The sequence below is a fragment of the Pseudomonas sp. GW822-FHT02D10 genome (genome assembly GCF_058802345.1).
In genome coordinates, this window is record NZ_JBXAOB010000001.1 from 208,107 (window position 1) to 228,761 (window position 20,655).

Genomic DNA, 20,655 nt, shown 5'->3' on the forward strand with positions numbered 1-20,655 from the left:
AAGTCCTTGTCTGTGTTTCAAACATAGGTGACCTCAGTCATCCTATTCGATGTTGAGGGCAGGCAGTGCCTTCGACCTTTTGGGTTTCCAAACTTACCGCCACCACACGCAGGAGCAGCTCCCGTGGGTGCTTAGAGTTGCCCATAGTTTTCTATGGCCCAATTGTTGTGTCGCTGACGATACCGCTGGCTTTTTCCTTTTTACGTACTGGCGCTCCATCTCCCTGTCCAGCGCGGCCTTGCCGTTGACCACATAGTCCCATGCCTCAAGTGGGATGCCGCGTAGAGTGATGCGCTGATTGTAGATCACTGTGGTCTTGTCGCCTTTTTTGGAGTGCCGATACCAGCGTAGATTCCCACGCTCCAATCTCAAGTCGAAGCCTGCGGGCAATTTCAAATCTACGAGGGCGTAACTCCAGCTATCCAACAGGCCCTTTAGGTGGGGCAAGCTTCCGCGATCTAGCCCCAGTGTGGGTCGATTGTGGCGCGCGAACTCTTCAGTCCTCAGCGGCCTCAGCTTCGTTTAGATTTTTTTTTCAATCGCCCAGGCAGAAAACGGCCAAAAGAAGCTCTTCAGGCGTGTCTACAAAACCAGGGACGATTCAATGAGCTATACATTTGTAAAGCAAACGGCCATGTTTGAGGGAAAGGTCTCTGTCAGTTTCAGAGTATCCCCACGCTTTAAGTACCTGCTCGAAGAAGCGGCGGCCCGTGAGCGCCCCCCCTTTGCAAACACGCTGAAATATTGCTCTTTGTGTATTGCGAGGAGCATGGGAGTTAGGCCCCGACCGGGCCTAAGGCCGAAAGCCATCAGGGAGAAAAGTCCAAGTGAACATCCAAGCGCTGATAGGATCCGCGCCAACGATTTTGCTCGTTGTGGCCTCCATCCTGGTCATTCTTGTCGTCGCATTTCTCCTCTTCTTTCTGGTTCCCGGAGTGCTGCATTGGTTTCGATTGCGAAGAATACAGCGACGTATAGCGAAGTTTTCATCTCAAAACTTCGCTGCCGAATTCAAGAAGGTGTTCGCGGGGGATAAGCGTTTATCCCATCTGTGGAAGGAATATCAGGACTCACTTCATTTCCAACACGAAGACCGCGACGGTCAGTCCGTTGTCTCCGCAGTGAGAGCCACGGTGCCGGCAGAGCTCTTCTTCAACAGTCAGTTCGTTGTAGATAGCCGCCTGCGATCTGAGTTCTTTAAACACCTGCCAGGGTTATTCACTGGTATCGGAATTATTGGAACATTTTCTGGCTTGATCGAAGGGCTACGGCAGTTCCAAGTGAGCGAGAACGCAGCGACGGTTCGCTCCAGCCTTGAAACGCTGATGCATCTTGTTGGCGAGGCATTCCTGATCTCTGCCGCAGCCATTACTGCGGCCATGCTGGTGACGTTGCTTGAGAAGCTCCTCCTTGCGTCTCTGTACCGCCGCACTGAAGAAATCTCGCATGACATCGATGCCCGTTTCGACTCTGGTGCGGGTGAAGAATACCTTTCCAGGCTGGTCAAAGCGTCGGAAGACTCTGCCAGCCAATCTAAAATTCTAAAAGATGCGTTGGTCACGGAGTTGGGGGAGTTACTGCGAGAGCTTACCAATGCTCAGATCGCGTCGTCGAAGGAGCAACAAACACTACTGGTTGACCGACTCACGGAAGCGTCACGGCAGGACAACGAGGCGCTGGGCGCTACCATTGTAGAAGGCATCCAACAAAGTTTGAGAGGCCCGCTGCAGGATATTGCCGAGACAGTGAAAACCGCCAGCGGAGATCAGAGCGCAACGGCGGCACAGATACTACAAGATGTGATGGCGAGCTTCAGCCAGCGCCTGAACGACCTATTCGGTGGGCAGATCTCGGGACTCAGCGACTTAAATCAGCAAACGGCTCGAAGCATTCAGGATGCGGTCGTTACGCTGAAGTCACTGGTTGAAAATATTGAGGAATCCAGTCGCCGATCAACTGACTCTATGGCAGATCGAATGGCCCAAGCCATCGAGAAGATGGAGGTTCGGCAGGACGCGATGAATGAACAGTCTGCTGCATTCGTCGAGCAGATCCGCCAATTGGTCTCTACCTCCCAGTCCGAAACCAGCCAGAAACTTCAGACCACTATGGAAGCCATAGGTACTCAAGTTACTGGCATGCTCGCAACGTTGAGCGAATCTCAAGCGCAGGTGTTCGATGGCAATCGGGCTCGTGAGCAATCCATGGCCGAACGTGCACAAAGTGCCGTTGATGGGATGTCGGAGTCGGTCGAGGTCGCCATAAAGGAGATGAGCGAGGCATCGACTTATATGGCACAGAATGTGGCGGCTCTGACCCAAGCGACGAGTACCTCCATCGGCAAGATGGAAACCAGTGCTGAGCTCCTCGGCACGGCCTCGAAGGATTTTGCATTAGCGGGTGAACGTGTCGCCGGTGTCATGGAGCATGCCGCTGACGTTTCCGTGAAGCTATCGGAAGCTTCGAACTCCCTCAACGCCGGTGCTTCAACGATGCAAGAACTGCTGCGCGACTACCAGGGGCAGCGTGAAGCAGTGGTATCGATGCTCGCCGAGCTACGGGCCACGGTCGAAGGGGCTCGTAAAGAAGCGACATTGACCGCCGACATTCTCAATCGTATCGAAGGGTCTGCGAACCTGCTGGCCACGGCCCAGAAGCAGGCCGATGAATACCTCAATGGGATTAGTCGTGTTCTCGGTGATGCACATGCCTCGTTCGCTGAGGAGGTCAAACGGACGCTTGACAAAGCGAACCTCGAGTTCCACACCAAACTCACTGCTGCGGTGGGCTTGCTGTCGTCATCGCTAGTAGAGCTTGAGTTGACTCTTGCATCAACTGGCACGCTGACTTCGGCTAGGGGGTAAGCGATGCTCGGAGCCAAGATTGTCATTAAACGCGGAGGTAAAGACGAAGCAGAGAAACCATTTTGGATTTCTTTTTCCGATCTGATGACTGCTCTCATGGTTTTGTTCCTTGTCGTGATGGGGGTGGCATTACTGGCCGTCACCAAGAACGTCACCGAGCGAGAGAAACAGGAAGAATTGCATCGTCAGGATATCGAACTCATCCTGGAGCGTTTCACTGAAGCCGCCAGGCGTTTTGACGGAATAAAGATCGACAAAGAGCGACGGGTAATCGACTTCGGTGACCGGGCCCGCTTCGCATTCGGTAAGTCCAATTTGTCTGTGGATCAGGAAAACGTCTTGCGTCAGTTCGTTCCTGAGATCCTGACCCTTGCGAATGACGAACTTGGAAAGCGCGTACTCAAGCGAATAGTGGTGGAAGGCTATACCGATAAGACGGGCTCATACCTTAGCAACCTCAATCTGAGCCTGCAGCGTAGTCAGCGCGTGCTCTGCACGATGTTCACAAACTCAGGCCCCAATTTACTGAGCAATACACAGAAACTGGATGTGCGCAGTCTGTTTCTTGTCGGCGGTTATTCATTCAATTCGAGCAAGGACAGTGACGAAGAGAGCCGCCGTGTAGAGATGCGCATCGAGTTTCTCGGTATTGGTGAACAGCGTGCCGGTGCGGGTGCTGCTTCCGAAAATTTCGGGGAGTGCGCATTGCGATGAGCAGGCTCGATTATCTCGTAGCACTATTGCAGGTTGGCATCCAAGAAGGTGCCAAGCCCATGCAGACCTTCTCTGGAATTGATGATGTCCTAGCGGAGATGGCTTCTCGTGCGAAGTCGAAAACTACTAGATCGGTCTCAGAGGATCATCAGCTCGAAGCTGTACGGCGCTTCTGGGACAGTCAGGAAGAGCCATCTTTCCGGGACACCTATTTGCTCTCATGGGGGTTGTGTCTGCCATATCACCCGATGGGTCTGTGTGTACTCGACGATCGTCCTCGACTCCAGCGGGTTTTAGATCGCGCGGACAACTGGAACTACCAGCCACCGGCGTACCGCCGCTTCTACCAAGGACTGGTCAGGAGCTACTTCAGCTACGACGCGTTGTCAGACTCGGTTCCTCCCGCCGGACGCAATAACTGGAAACTCCTTCGCGATTACCTGCAGGATCGGAATAGCCTGATTCACGATACTCAGATCAACCCCGAGTGGGTCGAAACGGCGATTGGAAATCGACAGCTATTCGGCGACAGTCCTTGCGAGCCCTACGTTGAAGCACTGCTGAGGGGAGATGTTGGTGCGATTGACCACCTATGCGAACAACTCGGAATCGGCAAAGCTTCTTGGTTTCTTCGAGAGCTTGTACTCGCACAGGTGCGTGGTGCGACTCAGCTTGGTCATGAGCAGTTCCAGGAGCTCATGCCGCGCCTTCTGGAGTTGTTGGCCAACAACGTGATGCTACGCGATAGGGGGCTCTCCTTGATCCTGGATCGCTATGTGAATGTTCCGGGAGCTCACCTGCATCAGGGGCTTCGGGAGGCTTCGGTTCAATGGTGGGGCAACCCATGGCTTCCTTCGAACGAAACACGCTGGGGGGCCGTTGTTCACGCAGCACGGACGATGGTCGCCGATTGGCTCAAGCTTGAATTCATCGAGACGTTCTTCACGAAACTTGCCGAGGATGGACTTGGGGATCGCCGGCGCATGGATTTCTGGAAGCGCTACGTCAAGGCAATTCAGCATATCGAGTTTGCCCTAGGTTCGACCGCTAGGAGTTCACGAGAGAGGGACTTCGTTATGCTGCGCGACAAGATGAAGGGGCTCATCTGCGATCTGGACGCATCCGGTACGAACAACGCATTCATCATGAGAATGGGCGATCTGGTCGTAGTCGAATTCAGTGGTATGGGGAATGCACTGTATGGCTACGACGCTAGCAAATTATTGCCGTTTGATTCGACAAAAACTCTTCGCCTAGCAATTGACGCCCCGAATTCCCTAAAGCATAAGTCGCCTCATAGCGTGTTGTGGTTGCAGCATCAAAACGGAATACGTGGTTGGGCAAAGTGGGAGCAAAGGTTTGAGGGAGTGATGAAGCAGAAATTCGGCATAAAACCTGAGACCAAACTTGTCTCGGACAACCCGCCAATCACTCATGCCAGCCGTTCCAATTCCGCTACCCATAGCCATGGGGCACAACTGTACAGTCGCATGGCACTAGATAGCTTGGTAAAGGAGCATGGCTTGCATGTTGAGGACAAAACTCATCAAGGCGGCTGCCTTTGGGTGCGGGCTAATGTGGATGACACCCGTGTCTCTGAAGTTCTGACTCATTGGGGGTTCCGTTACAAGGCCGGCAAGGGGTGGTGGAAGTAAGGAGGGATCGAATGCTCAATATCTTCAGGAAGTCGAAAGAATCCAGCAACTCCGCACTCTGGCGCAGGCGTTTGTTACCCGCTGGGGTTGTGCTTTCTCGTGTCGAAGGACAAGGCGGTATCCGGGTCGAAAGCTCGCTGCTGAACGGCTTCCTGACTCAGCTCGTCGATGACGGCTTGGTGCTGGATACAGCGGATGGCTACCTGCTTGGATGGGACGAGTTTTACACGGCGACCAGTCGACCTGAGTATGTGGCATTGTCGGAATTGCTCATGCTGCCTACGCTTACTGGAGCTAGGCAATTGCTTCGAAGCAACCACTCATTGACTGACCGGGACTTCTTGGTGGTGGTTGCCGGTTGGGAATTCGGGGATGGGCGGGAATCTCAATGTGAAATGACCGGCCCGTTGATGTCGCGTGATGAGCAGTTCGAAATGATGAGCTCGGAGCAGTGGCAACTCTTCAAGGAAGTGATTAGCTTCGCAAGACGCTCTGAAGATGAGCGGGACGATCTATCCCACCGCCAAGCCTGGAGCCGGATTCGGTCTTTGGCATTGGCCGCCAATGCCCGTCTCGATGATTTCCTATATCGCTCGGTTGTCCTAGCGCCGGAGAAGCTCGAGATTGGTCTGCGGCAGTCCGATGCGGTGGCCGATGATCGAGTGGTCGAGATTGAGCCCGGTTTCGCTGGTGCGCCATCCGGCTGGTTGGACGCGTTCGACCGCAGCCGCGATGTGCGGGATCGCTACGATATCGTTACGCCTGACGGCATCGTACAGGTGCTGGTGACACCCAAAGTGCGTACTGTCCTCCAGGAGATCAAGCGCCTGCCTGGCCGGCGAGTCGCAGGATCCCGTGCCCAAGCCTTTTTGCTCAATCCCTATGCCACCTTGGGTGACAATGCGGTTGATGTCATCGTCGAGTCCCAATTCGAGCAGGCCCGGGAGGCGGCGGGACTCAACTACGAGCGGTTCGTGCCAACCTTCAAGCGGGACGCCTCGGGATATCCGCTCCGTATCGGACTGCTTGTCGAAACCGCCAGTCTAAGTGGCCCTACCTCATCTGAAACCCAGTGGCTGGATGATGAACCGTTGTCTTCGTTCATAAACATTGCGGATCGTGCATTCAGTCTAGGCTACCAACTGATCAGCTGGAATGGATATGAACTGGAGATACAAGGCGATACACCACGTCATATCGAAGAACTGAAAATCGCCTTACAGCAAAGACGGGCACCACCCACCCTCGTTTCCTATGCTCAAGTTCATGATCTCAGTGGCTACTCATCACGCATCGAATCCATTGGCGTTGAGAAACCGTACTACTCGCCCTATATCGCCAAGAAAAAGGATGATGAGGGCTGGTTTCCAGAAAACGTCATGCCCGTTGTGGTCTATCTACCGGATGGTGCCGCCGAACCGTTAGCGGTTCCCACCGACAGGAAGGCCATCGATAGGTTGGAGGAAGCTGTCAAGAAAGCTAGGACTGCAGGTGAGGAAACTGTTCACCCACCGTGGCTCCCTACAGCAATCTCACTTGAGGAGGCAGAGCGGATCACCGATACCTTTAAGGAGGTCTTTAAGGAGCTTGATGAGGGCACATTCGATCCAGGAGAAGATCGTCGTCCCACCAGGAGTGCTGATCAGGTCGCCCACAAGCAACTTATCTTGAGGGCAAATATACAGTCGCTCGATTACGAGGAATTGCGCCGCGAAGCGCTTGAAGCTGTCCCTGCGCAGCCCCGGCTGCCTAAAGCCATCCGTGCCAAGTTCACTCTGCTTCCTCATCAGCGAGCAGGACTGGCATGGATGCAGCATTTATATGACTTGCAGGCCGAGTACCAGGTGCGCGGCGCGGTGTTGGCTGACGATATGGGGCTCGGCAAGACCTTCCAGCTCTTAGCCTTGATGGCTTATCTCATCGAATGCGATCCAGTTATCGAACCGATGCTGGTGGTAGCACCCGTCTCGTTGCTGGAGAACTGGGAGGAAGAAGCAGAGAAGTTCTTTGAGCCTGGCACGTTCTCTATCCTGATGGCTTATGGTGATTCACTCACGCCGTTACGTGTACCGCGCTCTCAAGTTGATCAGCGACTGCAATCTGAAGATGGGTTAGTTAAGTTTCTGACACCAAACTGGGTAGGTCACGCCAAGATTGTGCTGACAACCTATGAGACGCTTCGTGACCTTGAGTTCTCATTTGCCTCGCAGAAATGGTCACTCATGGTGTGCGACGAGGCCCAACGCATCAAAAATCCTGCTGCGATGATCACTCGAGCAGCGAAGAAACAGCAGGTTGGATTCAAGATCGCTTGCACAGGAACGCCGGTGGAAAACACGCTGGCTGACATATGGTGCTTGTTCGATTATGTCCAACCAGGCCTGCTCGGTTCGCTGAATGACTTTGGTCAGCGGTATCGAAAACCTATCGAAGCGAAGACCGACGAAGAAAATGCGCGTGTTGATGAACTGCGCGCCCGTATTGCGCCGCAAATACTGCGTCGGCTAAAGGTTGACGTGGCTAAGGATTTGCCTAGGAAGATCATCGTCGAAGAATGTCGCAGTCTTCGGCTCTCGGAAATGCAACGTATCCTCTATGCCAAGGCGGTGGAGAGCTTTAAGCGACGTGCCGATGCTGAATCTCCATCGCCGTTTAAGAATCACCTGGGCCTGCTGCACTACCTCCGTCTGATCTGTACGGATCCGCGGCAACATGGTCTGAATGTGTTCAAGCCTGAGCCCACCCACGATTACCGCCGCAAGGCTCCGAAGCTCGACTGGCTTCTGACTCAATTGCTAAACATTAAGGCCAAAGGTGAGAAGGCCATCGTTTTCTGCGAATTCCGAGAGATTCAGCGACTACTTCAGCACTATATTGAAACGGAATTTGGCTACAAACCTGACATTATCAATGGCGATACCAGCGCATCGACGAGGCACGCCGATAGTCGCCAGAAACGCATCAAAGCGTTTCAGGAGTCGGGCGGGTTCGGTGTGCTGATTCTCTCTCCAGTAGCGGTTGGCTTCGGTGTGAACATCCAGGCAGCGAACCATGTGGTGCACTACACCCGTACTTGGAATCCCGCAAAGGAAGATCAAGCGACAGATCGGGCCTATAGAATCGGCCAGAAAAAAGATGTCTATGTGTACTACCCCGTTGTTCGGGCCGATGACTTCACGACCTTCGATGTCAAGCTCGATCAGTTGCTTGCCTACAAGCGGGGATTGGCAGAGGACATGCTCAATGGCGCTGGTGATGTCAGCCCAGGCGACTTCAACTTGGTGGATGTAGTGCCGAACGCCAATCAAGAGGGTATAGACGAGCGTGTCGACCTCGACATGGCACTCCGTATGGGGTGGCAGCATTTCGAATGTCTAGCCGGTGTGCTGTGGGCTAAGCGCGGTTACTCGTGCTACCGAACTCCAGGAAGCAACGACAACGGCGTGGATATGGTGGCTCTAGGGGAAGGAAGGGGCCAGTTGGTGCAGGCAAAAACCAGTGGCACAAACGGCGCCATGTTGAGCTGGGAGGCTGTCAAGGATGTGGTGACAGGTGAGGCCTTCTATAAACGTCGTCACCCCAATGTGATTTTTGAAAAGGTTTGCTTTACGAATCAGTTCTTCAATCGTCAGGCTCATGAGCACGCCGCGTTGAATTCGGTAGAGCTGCTAGATCAGAACAGCCTAAGAGAGCTGTTGGAAAAGTACCCCATCACGATGCAGGAAGTGGAGAAGATGCTGTATTCCGAATGGCGGCAAACTGATCCTGTATAGCGCTAGAGATGGAACGTCGGGGGGACTCTCTGATCATCAGAGATCGGGACGTTGGACATCGCACCTATCGAGGTGTCCGGTATTAGTTGACCACTACACGGTACTCATCTGCACTGATCGTCGGGGTAGCTTCGACCTAGCGAGAAGATCAAAGCCGACAAGACAGGTGACCTATTTTGAACAACAGGTCAGGGGCCGAACTGCTCTGGATAATTGCGGCGTAATCCGCGTTACGGTCTCTGGGGGTTTACCTATCCTCAACTCATCGAGACGGTCTGAAATGCGATATCCAGCTTATCTCTGTCGATGAGCGCAGGGCAAAACGCCACTAATGGTGTGGACTGGGGGCAGTTATTCCCATAGATTCCACTCCATACATGCCATGGAAGTCGAGATGGAACCTAATGACGCTGGCGGAGTTGCCGCCAAGCACGGCTTCATCTTTCAGGATTGTGTTGCCGCCTATCATGTAACCCGCATGCTGCGTGACAAGTCCATCCAACGTATTCGCTGCGAGGTCACGGACGACATCGACATTGTCTGCGATGACTTCGTCGAATTCGTGCAGGTGAAAACCACCACGAAAGCACGCTGGGACAGATCCCATCTTGTCGTCCTCTCCACCGGTACCGGGAAGACCAAGATCCCCTGCAGTTCCATTCTGCACAAATCCATGCAGAGCGAGCCTGGCCTCAAAGTGCCGAGAAAATTTCGTATCGTCACGGAAGATCCCGTCAAGGTGACGCTTGAGTACTTGCGGGTCAGCCGCGATGGCCGAGAGGAAAAGCAGGGGCGCGACGAATTGATCGAGTACCTGAATATGAAAACCGAGGACTACGTAGCTCCCTGCGGCGTGGATGTTGCAGATTGGGTTGATGCAACGTGGTGGGAGGTCTTCCGATCCTTGCGAGAGATTGAGCTGCTCGGCGTGAGGAACATCCGCCTGGCTGTCCAGGATCTTCACGGAGTGTTGCTGAGTTCAGAGGCGTGCGCGGAGGACATCTGGCGCAGGATCTTGGACACGGTCACCCGCAAAGGCGCACTTTCCCGCAGGATCTATACCGTAGATGACAAGTCCTACCTTCGCGCTGATCTGAACACTTGGTTCAAGGCACTGGTTGATGAGGATCAGAGGCAGTCCGGGCGCAAGGTTTACGTCAAACGCGACTTGCCACACATTCTCGTTCCCTTTCGGAGCCCGCTCGCCTCACCGTGCAAAAAGCGAAATGGAAGGGTGCTCCATCAGCACTACAGCTTGAAATGCTATCGCTACAAGCACATCGCCGAAAATGTGTGCAACTGGCTGGATGAAGTGTTTCTTCGCCCCAAAGAAATGGCAGACATCCACAAGCTGTCTTTCGTTGAACAGCGACAGCGGTTGAAGACGAGTGTGTTCGCGTCATTGACGGACGTCAGTTCTTTTCTAGGGCGGGTGCTACTCCACGCCACGATACGCCAAATGCACGAGAGCCAGCCCATCCCATGCCTGCTCTACCTGGACGGGGACGGTGAAGAAAAGATCCTGGAGAACGTGCATATCGTCCGCCGTGACCCAGAGGGCGATCAGCTATGGGTCGGCTTCAGCGAGTTGGTAACGGCAGCCAACATCACCACGCGGTTGCCGAAGATTCGAGAGCAGCTGTACGAAGAAATCTCCGAGTGGTTCGACACTGCCAGGGGCAAGATCCTCGACATAAAGGATGATGACTACCTATTGCGCCATGACATCGATGAGATTCTGGATGGAAGCCACGCATTCGAGAAACACCTGGAACGATTCCGGTTCGTGCTGTTTGTAGGCTACGACTCGTCGCTGCTGACTGAGCCTATGACGTCCGGGCACGAAGACCATCTGGAGCAGGAAACGACAGCGCTCTTCGAGGCGTTTGCGGATGATCTGCAACACGACTCGCCTTTCGCAGAGCTCGTCATTGATGTCTTCATCTACCCAGCACCGAGCTTGGAAAAGTTGACCAGGATGGTTGAGGCTAAGGTAAGGGAGGCCGTATGACTGATGTTTATGATGTGGCGAAGCTCAGCTTAGGGCGTGAGGATTTTTCGGCGTTCCGATACCTGGCAGCGATCAATACCCTCCTGTCCAACCCGGTATCGAACAATCTCGGGCGAGACTTGATCGTCAGGGCACTGGATGCCCGCGAAAAGTTTTCAGACCACACTGCCATCCTGCGAAACATGGTAAGGAAATCGGGTCTGTTTCCCTACCTCAAGAAAGAGTTCACTGACCTCACCCCCGGCGACCGCGTCGCGCTCGACCTGTATCGGACGCCGTTCTCCGACAAGTACGTGTTCCACTCGATGCAATTCCACATCTTCGACCTGCTGAAAGCGGGCCGCAACCTAGTGCTCAGTGCTCCTACGAGCATGGGGAAGAGCGCCATCGTTGACTCCCTCCTAGGGCTTGGGAAACTGAAGCGTGTGGTGCTGGTCGTGCCTACAGTCGCCTTGGCCGACGAGACCCGCCGACGTCTACAGGATCGGTTTGGTGACAAATATCAAATCATCCATCACAGCTCACAAGAGTGCCGTTCCGACAGGGCTGTATACGTCCTGACCCAAGAGAGGGTCAATGAGCGTGACGACATCCAGGACATCGATCTGTTCGTCATCGACGAGTTTTACAAGCTGGCCTTCCGGCAACTGAAAAGCGGCGGAACTGATTTCAAGGATGAGCGGGTTATCGAGCTTAATATCGCCTTGAGTAAGCTCTTGAAGGTATCGAAGCAGTTCTATCTCACCGGCCCCTTCGTGAACAGCATTCGCGGGCTAACAGAGCTCGGATACAAGCACACATTCATTTCAGCAGATTTCAACACGGTCGCCGTGGATGTGCAGACGTTTGGCGTGGAGGCAAACGACGACAAGGGCAAGCTCAGAGCGTTGGCCAAGATTGCCAAGCAGTGTGAAGGTGCCACGATTGTTTACTGCAAGTCCTCCGGGGTTGCCGGAAAAGTGGCACGGGAGCTCATCCGGCTAGGGTATGGCCAGGAGTTCAAGAGTCAACACATCGACTGGGTCGCTGAAGAGTTTGATCCTGAGTGGGACTACACCGTCGCGCTAAAGAACGGCATTGGCTTGCATTTTGGTGGTCTGCCCAGGGCGCTCCAGCAGTACACGGCGGATCGTTTCAATGCCGGTGACATCCGCTTTCTCCTGTGCACCTCGACCATCATTGAGGGCGTGAATACTGTCGCGAAGAATGTAGTCATCTACGACAACCGGGACGGCAGTCGTGGTATCGACAAATTCACCCATGGCAATATCAAAGGGCGTGCGGGCCGTATGGGTGTCCACTTCGTTGGCAAGGTGTTCTGCTTGGAGGATGTGCCGGAAGACAACCTCAACCAAGAGGTGGCCATCCCATTAGGCGTACAAGATGAAGACACACCACTCAACCTCCTGGCTAGCGCGCAGCCTGATCATCTGTCCGACTATTCCCAGGACAGGTTTGAGGATGCATTCGATCAAGACCGTTTCTCCATTGATCTGGTGAAAAAGCATTCCCACTTCAGGATGGAGCAGTTCGAGCAGTTGTACAGCTTGGTTGAGATGCTGAAGGATGAGCAATTTGCGTCGCTCGTTTTCCACTGGCTGCCAGCGGCAGAGTTCCTGAAGACCTTTGCCAAGGTGATCTCTCGGGTAGTGCCCAACACATTTTCCAGAAACGGGGTACAGACTAAAACCACCGAGGTAGTCGTGGCAAAGCTGGCCGGTTACCTGAACGCTTCGAGTTATTCAGACTATTTGAAGAGCCAGATTGTGTATGCGAAGCAGCGGATCGAGCAGGGTGACGAGCACACGCTCTCGAACATGCTCAACAACGACCTGAAGCTGGTGACCAACACCTTCGGATACACCATTCCGAAACTGCTGGGACTGCTGGAGGATGTCGTTCGTCTGCACGCGGCGAAGCGCAACATTCGGGGCAAAATCGATTATGGCCATTTGAGGATGATCTTCGAGAATCTACATCTTCCGCCTGGGGTAAATGCCCTGGAGGAAATGGGTATCCCAGTTCAAACCTTGCATCGGATGGCGTCGGTGGTGGAATTCCCGAAGGAGCTTGGCGTTGATGGCTTGGCTGATTATCTCAGGGCTAATGTGGACGCCTGGAAGGATATTGGCCAAGTGGATCAGACGTTCGTCAGACGTGCGCTGGGTATCGCTCAGGAGTTCTGTTGATAGATACGCAGCGCCTAAGGTTGCCAGTAGCGAGCCTTTTTGCACGCTATGCAGATAGCGTTCGATGCTTTTGAGCCTTTCAATCTGGCCTGCGATCCCTGAAAGTATTGGGGAGCTTGAGCTATTACGTTTGCTCCTTCGGGCTTAAGCCCGGCTCGATCTCGCGCTTTCAGGTGATGTGCCAGGTATGCGTTACCGGCTTGGCGGAGGGCTCTGAAGTTCAGCCTAATGTACTGGTTCAGCGAAGCATTTTATGGCTTCCTCATTTGTCTTCAAGGCTGCCGCGCTGTTTGCTATTCCAGGCTTCAGTGAGCTCATCTATTCGATCCGCGATTTGAGGTTTTTTTGATAGGACAAGGCAGCGCGTGTTGCCGACAAATTCTTCTATCAGATACACAGAGTCGCCGACATCTAGCTCCAACTCCTGCAACGCTTCATCGGGGATTCGAATGGCACCGTCACCATCCCATTCTTCGATGATGATTTTCATAGGTGGCTTTCTCACGTGTAGTCTCCATTGCTTTTGGTCGGTAATGGTAACGTGCTTTTGCGTACAGGCTTAGAGTGCAGCGAGCAAACATTCGAGCTGTTCACGCTCCCAGGTACTCAATAGGTCGACTGGATCAGCTCCGTCGCGCTGCCAGAGTTCAAGTGTCCCGACTCGGCCGTCAGGCGACCTGCAGTACTCGCAGTAGTCCAGGATGTCACAGTCATTGAAAAGGGTGAGTACCCAGCCATCAGTGCTCACGGGCATGAGGCCACGATAGATCTCGCTCCAAGACTGGATGGAACCTCGCGTCATGATGCGTTTGCCCAGCGCGACGTCCGTCAGTAGCTGGCAGACCTCGAGGGCGGTGAGAGGAGAGGTTGTGTTCAAATCATTCTGCGTTCGAGTCATCGCTTGCCCCTAGCTTAGCTGCGGTTTGAAGTGACGTGAATTGAGTGTCACTCGTTCGAGCCAACGACCCCGGCTAGCCTAACAAACTCGAACCCTACTCACTCCGGCGACATCAGCACCGCAAGCGTCATGTTGATGAACTCTTCGTTCTTGCTGATTGTGTCCAAAGCACCGCGAACGTTGTCGGCGACCTCCGCTGAGCCTCGCTGCTCGACCCACAGCGTTAACTCCATTATGGCCGCCTCGAGTGCGAGTTGATTTTGGTAAATCTTGGATAGCAGGGACGGGAGCAGGTCTGCGTTCGACATAGTCATTCCTCTGTGGAAGAGGTCAGCGTAGCAGGGGAAAAACTGAAGATAGGAGGACTTGAATCAAAGTGCCTGCAATGCCAATGGAGTCGCGCGCTGCGTAAGACTGTCGATCAGAAGCACCTCGCAAAATGGCGTTGCGACTACTGCACGCTCGACTTCAGAAACGAGTAGTTGCCAATCGCTTGGCACATACAAATTATTCAGATGGCACTGAACGACCAGCGATGTATTTTCCGGGTACGGAATGCCCATTTTTCTTCTGATAGAAGAAACGACTAAAGGAGCGAATCCAAGCACATGCTCGGAGTTGGTGAAAACCACTGGTTCCGACGTAAGAGGTGTTCCTCTTTTTGCATCGATTCCTTCGGGTGCAAACGCGGTTTTTCCTTGATTCAAGAGCTTCCATGCCCAATGCTCGTTTGGGTGCATTGCGCTAGTGGTTTCGAGAAAGGCGTTCTGCTTATAGTACCCGTGAGTGACGTAGTCTCCGGACTGGGTTAATTCGGCATCGTAGGATTGGCTTCCGTTGACCCAACGAACGGAAATGTAGCGTCCGGGCCTGTAGTAGTTCTGGACATAGCGGCAGATTGGTAAAATCTCGTCTAAAAGACGTTTCTCATCCTTGCCCGATCTCAGTCGTAGACGCTCAATGCCACCAGGTTCTGCTCTCAGCACCTCGAACAATGCATAGGCTTTGGCACAAAACTCTAAGCCATCAACGAGCTGACCATCCAACTCACCAATCAGGTCTCCCACTTGGCAACGTCCCCTATAGCTAAATCAACTGCACCAGCTCAGTAGGTGCCATACGGTGCAGCATCACGCACTGCCAACTGCCTCGGGTGTTCAGCATTCAATGTCGAGCAAACAGCATCTGCCTCCGTCCTGACTTTGAACACACCATGCTTACTGGCTGAGCCTCCCTCTACAAGATCAACAACCCTGTATCGCTTGCTGCCATCGTCCAGTGTGGTGGTTTCAATCACTCTGAATCTTGCGTGCATGGTCGCTTTCCGTGCATGACATTGGTCACTTAGAAGTACCGGCAAAACAAGACGATTTCAAGAACGGGGCGGGTTTAAGCTGAGACAATTTATGACGGTGCACCGTGTTTCCCATCGCAAGAACGAGGGTATAACAGCAGGTGCCGTGTAGAGCCATTTTTCCTATAGTCGATGCTTCGCGCCAGCAGGGCCCGGCTAGCTTTAGGTTTTTCTAATGGAGGTACAAATGCTGTCATCGATCAAAGAGTACCTGCCGGGCCCATCAAAGCTTGGAAACATTTGGTCAACCTTAGGGCTGACCTCGCGCGGCACAACCCTTCATGACCTCATACACCGAGGCCTTCCTTACGAGTATTTCAATCTGATAGCGAACAATCTGCAGGTCGAGCGAAAGCTCATTTCTCAGGCTATCGGTGTATCTCCTGCATCACTAGCACGTAGGGCAAAAACGGGACGCTTCAGCACCGTTGAAAGCGACCGCTTGGTCGCATTGATTACTGTCTTTGAGCAAGCATTGTCCCTGTTCGAGGACGACGTCGCCGCAGCAACAGAATGGATGAGCTCGCCGGCTCGAGGGCTCGGTTCAAAGCGCCCGCTGGAGATGCTGAGGACGAGGGTGGAGACGAACGCTGTGCTCGATCTTATCGGTCGACTGCAGAGGGGAGTTCTTGTGTGAGATTCGATAGGCGAGTTGTTAGGCTGTGGAGCTAAAGCTACTACGGCTATCGCTCCTTCGGGCTTAAGCCCGGCTCGATCCCAAGTCTTCACATGCCTTGGGCGAGTCACTCAACATTTGGCCGATCACGACGCATTGCAGCTGCCTCATTTCTCCGGGGCGTTACCAATCCGTGCGCTATCCCAGGCTTCAGTGAGCTCGTCTATTCGATCCGTGATTTGAGGCTTTGTTGATAGGACGAGGCAGCGCGTGTTGCCGACAAATTCCTCTATCAGATACACAGCGTCGCCGACGTCTAGCTCCAATTCCTGCAGCGCCTCATCGGGAATTCGAATCGCACCGTCACCATCCCATTCTTCGATCATAATTTTCATAGGTGGCTTTTTCACATTTGATCTCCGTCTCTATGAGCTGGCAAGCCGTTCCTGCCTGTAGATTCTCAGTGGCACGTTTACAGATCAGGATAATCATCAAGCTTAAGGCTAGGAGCGCCTCCGTCCTCCGGTGCGCGCTTAGGCGTATGCATCACTCCCGATTCTGCATCCGCACGCATCTGCTCGAGTTCCTTGTGAAATGCCTTGTCCTGAATTGTGGGCTTACTGGTGTATGGCTTTCGTTCGGGGTATCCGTCCGGCCAAGTCATCTACCCAGCCCCGCAAAGCCAAGACATGGTGTGCACTTAAATTTAAGTGGGCACCAGTTCTAGCCTTTTAAGCGGGTATTTCATGCAGCCACAACGCCGTTCCTACTCCAAGTCCTTCAAGGCCCAGGTCATTCAGGAGTGTGCCCAGCCCGGCGCTTCGATTGCCAGCATCGCACTCAGCCATAGCCTCAACGCTAACCTCGTCCACAAATGGATTCGGGTGCAAGCGCAGAAAAAAACAGCGCTGCAACCTGCATTTATCCCGTTACCCATGCAGCTGGCCGGAGCTAATTCGCACGCAGCATCATCGAATATCTGCGTTGAGATCCAGCACCCACGCGGCACCGTCAAAGTGAACTGGCCAACCGAAAGTGCTGCTGCCTGCGCGACCTTTCTTCGAGACCTGCTGCGATGATTCGCATCGACTCCATCTGGCTCGCCACCGAGCCTATGGACATGCGCGCCGGTACCGAGACGGCGTTGGCCAGAGTGATCGCGGTGTTTGGTGCGGCGAAGCCGCACTGTGCTTATCTGTTCGCCAACCGCCGCGCCACTCGAATGAAAGTTCTGGTGCATGACGGCTTCGGGATCTGGCTGGCTGCTCGCCGGTTGAATCAAGGCAAGTTCCACTGGCCAGGCATTCACCATGGCTCTGAAATGCAGTTAGATACCGAACAACTTCAAGCCTTGGTATTGGGCCTGCCATGGCAACGCGCGGGCTCCAGAGGCGCGATCACACTGCTTTAACGGCTGCCATTAGCCTATCGATCCATCGCCGCGAACTGCCTGGTCTGGCAAAATCGGCACCATGACTCTCCCTAATCTCGACCACCTGAATCCTGAACAACTGCGCGCGTTGACGGCGCAGTTGATACAGCGTGTCGAGACTCTCGACCAGCAAGTCGAGACGATGGGCAAGACGGTCGAGACCATGGGCCAGAAGATCAACCGCGACCAAACGGTTATCGAGAAGCTGACCCACGAGATCGCACAACTCAAGCGCTTGAGGTTTGCCAAGAGCAGCGAGCAGTTGAATCCGCAGCAGGCCAGTTTACTCGATGACTTGATCGATACCGATATCGCGGCGATTGAAGCAGAGCTTCAAGCCCTGCAAACAGCTCTAACGCCGACCGAGAAAAAGCAAAAGCCCAAGCGCACTGCGTTGCCGGCAGAGTTTCCACGCACGCTGATCCATCACGAACCGGACAACACCCACTGCCCATGTGGCTGCGCACTGAAACGTATCGGTGAAGACGTCAGCGAGAAGCTGGACTACACGCCCGGCGTGTTTACCGTTGAACGCCATGTCCGTGGCAAGTGGGTATGCGATGACTGCGAAACGCTGATCCAGGCACCCGTTCCGGCGCAGGTCATCGACAAGGGCATCCCGACCGCAGGGTTGCTAGCCCACGTCATGATCGCGAAGTTTGCTGACCATCTGCCTCTTTACCGTCAGGAATCGATTTTCGGTCGAGCTGGCTTGGCGATTCCACGTTCAACTTTGGCTCAATGGGTTGGCGTGACTGGCGTGCAGTTACAGCCTCTGGTCGATGCGCTGCGGGACGTAGTGCTCGGGCAGCAGGTTATCCATGCCGATGAAACACCCGTGCAGATGCTCGTTCCAGGCTCAAAGAAAACCCACCGTTCCTATGTTTGGGCCTACGCCACTAGCCAGTTCTCGGACTTGGCAGCGGTGGTTTACGACTTCAGCCCCAGCCGCGCCGGAGAACATGCACGTAACTTCCTGCAAGACTGGAAGGGCAAGCTGGTGTGCGACGATTTTGGCGGCTACAAAGCCAGTTTTGAACTCGGCGTCACCGAGATCGGTTGCATGGCCCATGCGCGGCGCAAGTTTTTTGAGCTGCACGCCACCAACAAGAGCCAGCTCGCCGAACAGGCCATGCGTTATATCCAGTTGCTTTACGAAATCGAACGTGAAGTCCACGACCTAGAGCCGGATTTACGGCGCCGAAAACGGCAAGAAAAAGCGGTACCGGTGATGGATATGCTGCATGCCTGGATGATTGCCCAGCGTGATCTCGTGCCTGAAGGCTCAGCCATCAGCAGAGCATTGGATTACAGCCTGAAACGCTGGGCAGCGCTGTCGCGCTACCTTGATGACGGGGCCGTACCCATTGACAATAATTGGGCAGAGAACCAGATCCGGCCGTGGGCTCTTGGACGCAAGAACTGGCTCTTCGCAGGGTCGCTACGCAGCGGACAACGGGCGGCGGCGATCATGAGCCTGATCCAATCGGCGCGGCTCAACGGGCATGAACCGTATGCTTATTTGAAGGACGTCCTTACGCGCCTGCCGACGCAGCGAGCGAGTGAGATTACGCAACTGCTGCCGCATAGCTGGACTCCCGCCTAATAACGTAAGCTGGGATGTACGGATGCTCACGTTGAAACTCCACATGGAAGACTTGGAATGACTCGAATTATTGAAATCCTGATGTACACCTTAAAGCCAGGATCGGGATTGGACTTTCATCAAATAATGCAGAATGTAAGTGTTCCGCTTCACCTAGAAGCTGGCATAGATGTCGTTTCTTATGGCAGCTCATTACATGATTGTGACAGCTATCACCTGATTCGTTCCTATGAAAGCGAGAGCCATCGCCAAGTATCTCAAGATGCTTTTTACGCAAGCGATGCCTGGAAACAGGGCCCGAGAGAAGACATTATCAGTCGGATTGAAATCAGTACAACGACAGTTATGGCGCTCGCTCAAGACGTAATTGATGCCATCAGAGCTTCCGTAGATCTATCTAGATCCGCGTAGCTGACATCGACAAAGGCAGACCCCGTAGCCTTAAACACGGGGATCAGGAAGATGTGTTGGCCGGACGGTTACCGTTCGGGTTCAGGCTGTGCTGCATAAGTCGTTACCGCGTCAGGGTCATGCTGCAGCTTTTCTTGAACTTGAGATTCCAGCATCGCACGTAGCGCGTCTTTGTCGGGCCGAGTCAGCAATTTGTCACTCCTGTTGGGAAACCAGGCACCCAGTAATCGACTGGGCCAGGGGGCGGTTGGGGAACATTTAATCGATCGTGTCGAAAATTTGGGCAGCAGATACAACCACAAGATTTCAGGTCGAAGAGAAGAGACGGATCATCAATTTCTTCCAACACAGCGATCGTGTCAAATTGGGTACATGCCTGGGATGATTCTGTAATCGACAAGAACGCAGGCAGTGAGTGAGTACATAGCTACGATCCCTTTTCGATTTCCAGCGTGCTGATCATTGGTGTTGGCCTCTACGTGGGTATCCATGTCTGGATCGGCTTGAACGCATAACGGCAATGTGAAGTTCGGTCTATAGCTAGTTCAACAGGGAGTAGGCATACATTATGTATGGCCTCTTGGTGTGCGTAAGGATATGCTGCGCGCGACTTCATATATGCCAATAAAAACCAACCACAGTGACGTTATGAGCCAATCAGAGACTCGTGCGACTGCCTTAACGCTGTATCCAGAGGACTCCCGCGAGGCGGCGGCTCTGCTGAAGCAGGCCGTGAAGCAGGCCGTACTGTTGGCGCCGACGCCGAATTGATCCAGTTACCGAGATGCCACTAACCCAGTCTGATACCTCGCGAACCATTTCCTGTGCTGGATTTCTGCCGATTGGAGTTGGGTCAGTCTTGCGTCGGCACGTAGGTCAATTCGGCGTTGGCGCCTACAGTACGTTAACAATTTGGGGGAATCACTCGCCCTCAGCGTCATCTAACGGGGAGAGCGGTGTGAAAAGGGCGGGAGAGCTGGAGTGGTGTCCACTTTCAAGTGAGCACCATTTCTAGATTTTGTCCGGAGGAAATTAACGTTTGTCAGTCGGTGACGAATTGCCATTTCTCCGGAGTGTTCTTGATCTGGCATGTGGGCTTCACCACCGTGATTCCTCGTGGGACGGCCATCCA

17 protein-coding genes and 1 pseudogene are annotated in these 20,655 nt (G+C 53.8%); 12 read left to right on the forward strand and 6 right to left on the reverse strand.

Features of this window, described 5'->3' with window-relative positions; translation table 11 throughout:
- Positions 1–93: 93 nt before the first annotated feature.
- Positions 94–447: a type ISP restriction/modification enzyme gene (locus AC1RPZ_RS00990; RefSeq protein ID WP_493133900.1), complete on the reverse strand. Its 354-nt coding sequence runs from the start codon at positions 445–447 to the stop codon at positions 94–96.
- A gap of 380 nt (positions 448–827) precedes the next feature.
- On the opposite strand from AC1RPZ_RS00990, the gene zorA reads away from it, so the two are divergent.
- From zorA to AC1RPZ_RS01020, 6 genes are all read left to right on the forward strand, one after another.
- Positions 828–2,864 carry an anti-phage ZorAB system protein ZorA gene (zorA, locus tag AC1RPZ_RS00995; RefSeq protein WP_493133902.1) on the forward strand — a complete coding sequence of 679 codons (2,037 nt, stop codon included), beginning with the start codon at positions 828–830 and terminating at the stop codon, positions 2,862–2,864.
- Between the two features lie 3 nt (positions 2,865–2,867).
- Complete coding sequence (locus tag AC1RPZ_RS01000; protein WP_493133904.1) at positions 2,868–3,578, forward strand: OmpA/MotB family protein; 711 nt, start codon at positions 2,868–2,870, stop codon at positions 3,576–3,578.
- Positions 3,575–5,233: an EH signature domain-containing protein gene (locus AC1RPZ_RS01005; protein WP_493133906.1), complete on the forward strand. Its 1,659-nt coding sequence runs from the start codon at positions 3,575–3,577 to the stop codon at positions 5,231–5,233. Before AC1RPZ_RS01000 ends, AC1RPZ_RS01005 begins: the two co-directional genes overlap by 4 nt.
- 11 nt (positions 5,234–5,244) lie before the next feature.
- Positions 5,245–9,006 (forward strand): SNF2-related protein, encoded by a 3,762-nt coding sequence (locus tag AC1RPZ_RS01010; protein ID WP_493133908.1) that lies wholly within the window; start codon positions 5,245–5,247, stop codon positions 9,004–9,006.
- A gap of 394 nt (positions 9,007–9,400) precedes the next feature.
- Positions 9,401–11,017 (forward strand): HamA C-terminal domain-containing protein, encoded by a 1,617-nt coding sequence (locus AC1RPZ_RS01015; protein ID WP_493133910.1) that lies wholly within the window; start codon positions 9,401–9,403, stop codon positions 11,015–11,017.
- Positions 11,014–13,206: a DEAD/DEAH box helicase gene (locus AC1RPZ_RS01020; protein WP_493133911.1), complete on the forward strand. Its 2,193-nt coding sequence runs from the start codon at positions 11,014–11,016 to the stop codon at positions 13,204–13,206. Before AC1RPZ_RS01015 ends, AC1RPZ_RS01020 begins: the two co-directional genes overlap by 4 nt.
- Before the next feature lie 262 nt (positions 13,207–13,468).
- On the opposite strand, the gene AC1RPZ_RS01025 is transcribed toward AC1RPZ_RS01020, so the two are convergent.
- The 4 genes from AC1RPZ_RS01025 to AC1RPZ_RS01040 form a co-directional block, all read right to left on the reverse strand.
- Entirely contained in the window at positions 13,469–13,711 is a 243-nt protein-coding gene (locus AC1RPZ_RS01025; protein WP_493133912.1) for an AbrB/MazE/SpoVT family DNA-binding domain-containing protein, read from the reverse strand.
- Positions 13,712–13,765: 54 nt separating this feature from the next.
- Entirely contained in the window at positions 13,766–14,104 is a 339-nt protein-coding gene (locus AC1RPZ_RS01030; RefSeq protein ID WP_493133914.1) for a DUF7693 family protein, read from the reverse strand.
- Between the two features lie 98 nt (positions 14,105–14,202).
- Positions 14,203–14,412 carry a hypothetical protein gene (locus AC1RPZ_RS01035; protein ID WP_493133916.1) on the reverse strand — a complete coding sequence of 70 codons (210 nt, stop codon included), beginning with the start codon at positions 14,410–14,412 and terminating at the stop codon, positions 14,203–14,205.
- Between the two features lie 63 nt (positions 14,413–14,475).
- Positions 14,476–15,171, reverse strand: coding sequence for a hypothetical protein (locus tag AC1RPZ_RS01040; RefSeq protein WP_493133918.1), 696 nt, complete (start codon positions 15,169–15,171; stop codon positions 14,476–14,478).
- 474 nt (positions 15,172–15,645) lie between these two features.
- Here AC1RPZ_RS01040 and AC1RPZ_RS01045 point away from each other — a divergent pair, with 474 nt between their 5' ends.
- Positions 15,646–16,095, forward strand: coding sequence for an Xre family toxin-antitoxin system antitoxin (locus AC1RPZ_RS01045; RefSeq protein ID WP_493133920.1), 450 nt, complete (start codon positions 15,646–15,648; stop codon positions 16,093–16,095).
- Positions 16,096–16,241: 146 nt separating this feature from the next.
- Here AC1RPZ_RS01045 and AC1RPZ_RS01050 read toward each other — a convergent pair whose 3' ends face one another.
- The gene (locus AC1RPZ_RS01050; RefSeq protein ID WP_493133922.1) at positions 16,242–16,484 is read right to left on the reverse strand and encodes an AbrB/MazE/SpoVT family DNA-binding domain-containing protein; all 243 of its coding nucleotides are present in this window, start codon (positions 16,482–16,484) and stop codon (positions 16,242–16,244) included.
- A 336-nt stretch (positions 16,485–16,820) separates the two neighbouring features.
- On the opposite strand from AC1RPZ_RS01050, the gene tnpA reads away from it, so the two are divergent.
- The 5 genes and pseudogenes from tnpA to AC1RPZ_RS01075 all read left to right on the forward strand — a co-directional run.
- Complete coding sequence (gene tnpA, locus AC1RPZ_RS01055) at positions 16,821–17,153, forward strand: IS66-like element accessory protein TnpA (protein ID WP_205347564.1); 333 nt, start codon at positions 16,821–16,823, stop codon at positions 17,151–17,153.
- Complete coding sequence (gene tnpB / locus AC1RPZ_RS01060; RefSeq protein ID WP_493133925.1) at positions 17,150–17,485, forward strand: IS66 family insertion sequence element accessory protein TnpB; 336 nt, start codon at positions 17,150–17,152, stop codon at positions 17,483–17,485. The genes tnpA and tnpB overlap by 4 nt, the downstream gene beginning before the upstream one ends.
- Positions 17,486–17,546: 61 nt before the next feature.
- Entirely contained in the window at positions 17,547–19,112 is a 1,566-nt protein-coding gene (gene tnpC / locus AC1RPZ_RS01065; RefSeq protein ID WP_493133927.1) for an IS66 family transposase, read from the forward strand.
- Between the two features lie 57 nt (positions 19,113–19,169).
- The gene (locus tag AC1RPZ_RS01070) at positions 19,170–19,523 is read left to right on the forward strand and encodes an NIPSNAP family protein (RefSeq protein ID WP_122737120.1); all 354 of its coding nucleotides are present in this window, start codon (positions 19,170–19,172) and stop codon (positions 19,521–19,523) included.
- 648 nt (positions 19,524–20,171) lie between these two features.
- Positions 20,172–20,291: pseudogene (locus AC1RPZ_RS01075) on the forward strand (GGDEF domain-containing protein); the annotation flags it as partial.
- Positions 20,292–20,655 lie beyond the last annotated feature (364 nt).

Excerpts from the sequence above, each read along its gene's own strand:
- AC1RPZ_RS01000 (WP_493133904.1), top strand. The coding sequence starts at position 2,868 with ATGCTCGGAGCCAAGATTGTCATTAAACGCGGAGGTAAAGACGAAGCA.
- AC1RPZ_RS01005 (WP_493133906.1), top strand. The coding sequence starts at position 3,575 with ATGAGCAGGCTCGATTATCTCGTAGCACTATTGCAGGTTGGCATCCAA.
- AC1RPZ_RS01010 (WP_493133908.1), top strand. The coding sequence starts at position 5,245 with ATGCTCAATATCTTCAGGAAGTCGAAAGAATCCAGCAACTCCGCACTC.
- AC1RPZ_RS01015 (WP_493133910.1), top strand. The coding sequence starts at position 9,401 with ATGGAACCTAATGACGCTGGCGGAGTTGCCGCCAAGCACGGCTTCATC.
- AC1RPZ_RS01020 (WP_493133911.1), top strand. The coding sequence starts at position 11,014 with ATGACTGATGTTTATGATGTGGCGAAGCTCAGCTTAGGGCGTGAGGAT.
- AC1RPZ_RS01030 (WP_493133914.1), bottom strand. The coding sequence starts at position 14,104 with ATGACTCGAACGCAGAATGATTTGAACACAACCTCTCCTCTCACCGCC.
- AC1RPZ_RS01035 (WP_493133916.1), bottom strand. The coding sequence starts at position 14,412 with ATGTCGAACGCAGACCTGCTCCCGTCCCTGCTATCCAAGATTTACCAA.
- AC1RPZ_RS01045 (WP_493133920.1), top strand. The coding sequence starts at position 15,646 with ATGCTGTCATCGATCAAAGAGTACCTGCCGGGCCCATCAAAGCTTGGA.
- tnpA (WP_205347564.1), top strand. The coding sequence starts at position 16,821 with ATGCAGCCACAACGCCGTTCCTACTCCAAGTCCTTCAAGGCCCAGGTC.
- tnpB (WP_493133925.1), top strand. The coding sequence starts at position 17,150 with ATGATTCGCATCGACTCCATCTGGCTCGCCACCGAGCCTATGGACATG.
- tnpC (WP_493133927.1), top strand. The coding sequence starts at position 17,547 with ATGACTCTCCCTAATCTCGACCACCTGAATCCTGAACAACTGCGCGCG.
- AC1RPZ_RS01070 (WP_122737120.1), top strand. The coding sequence starts at position 19,170 with ATGACTCGAATTATTGAAATCCTGATGTACACCTTAAAGCCAGGATCG.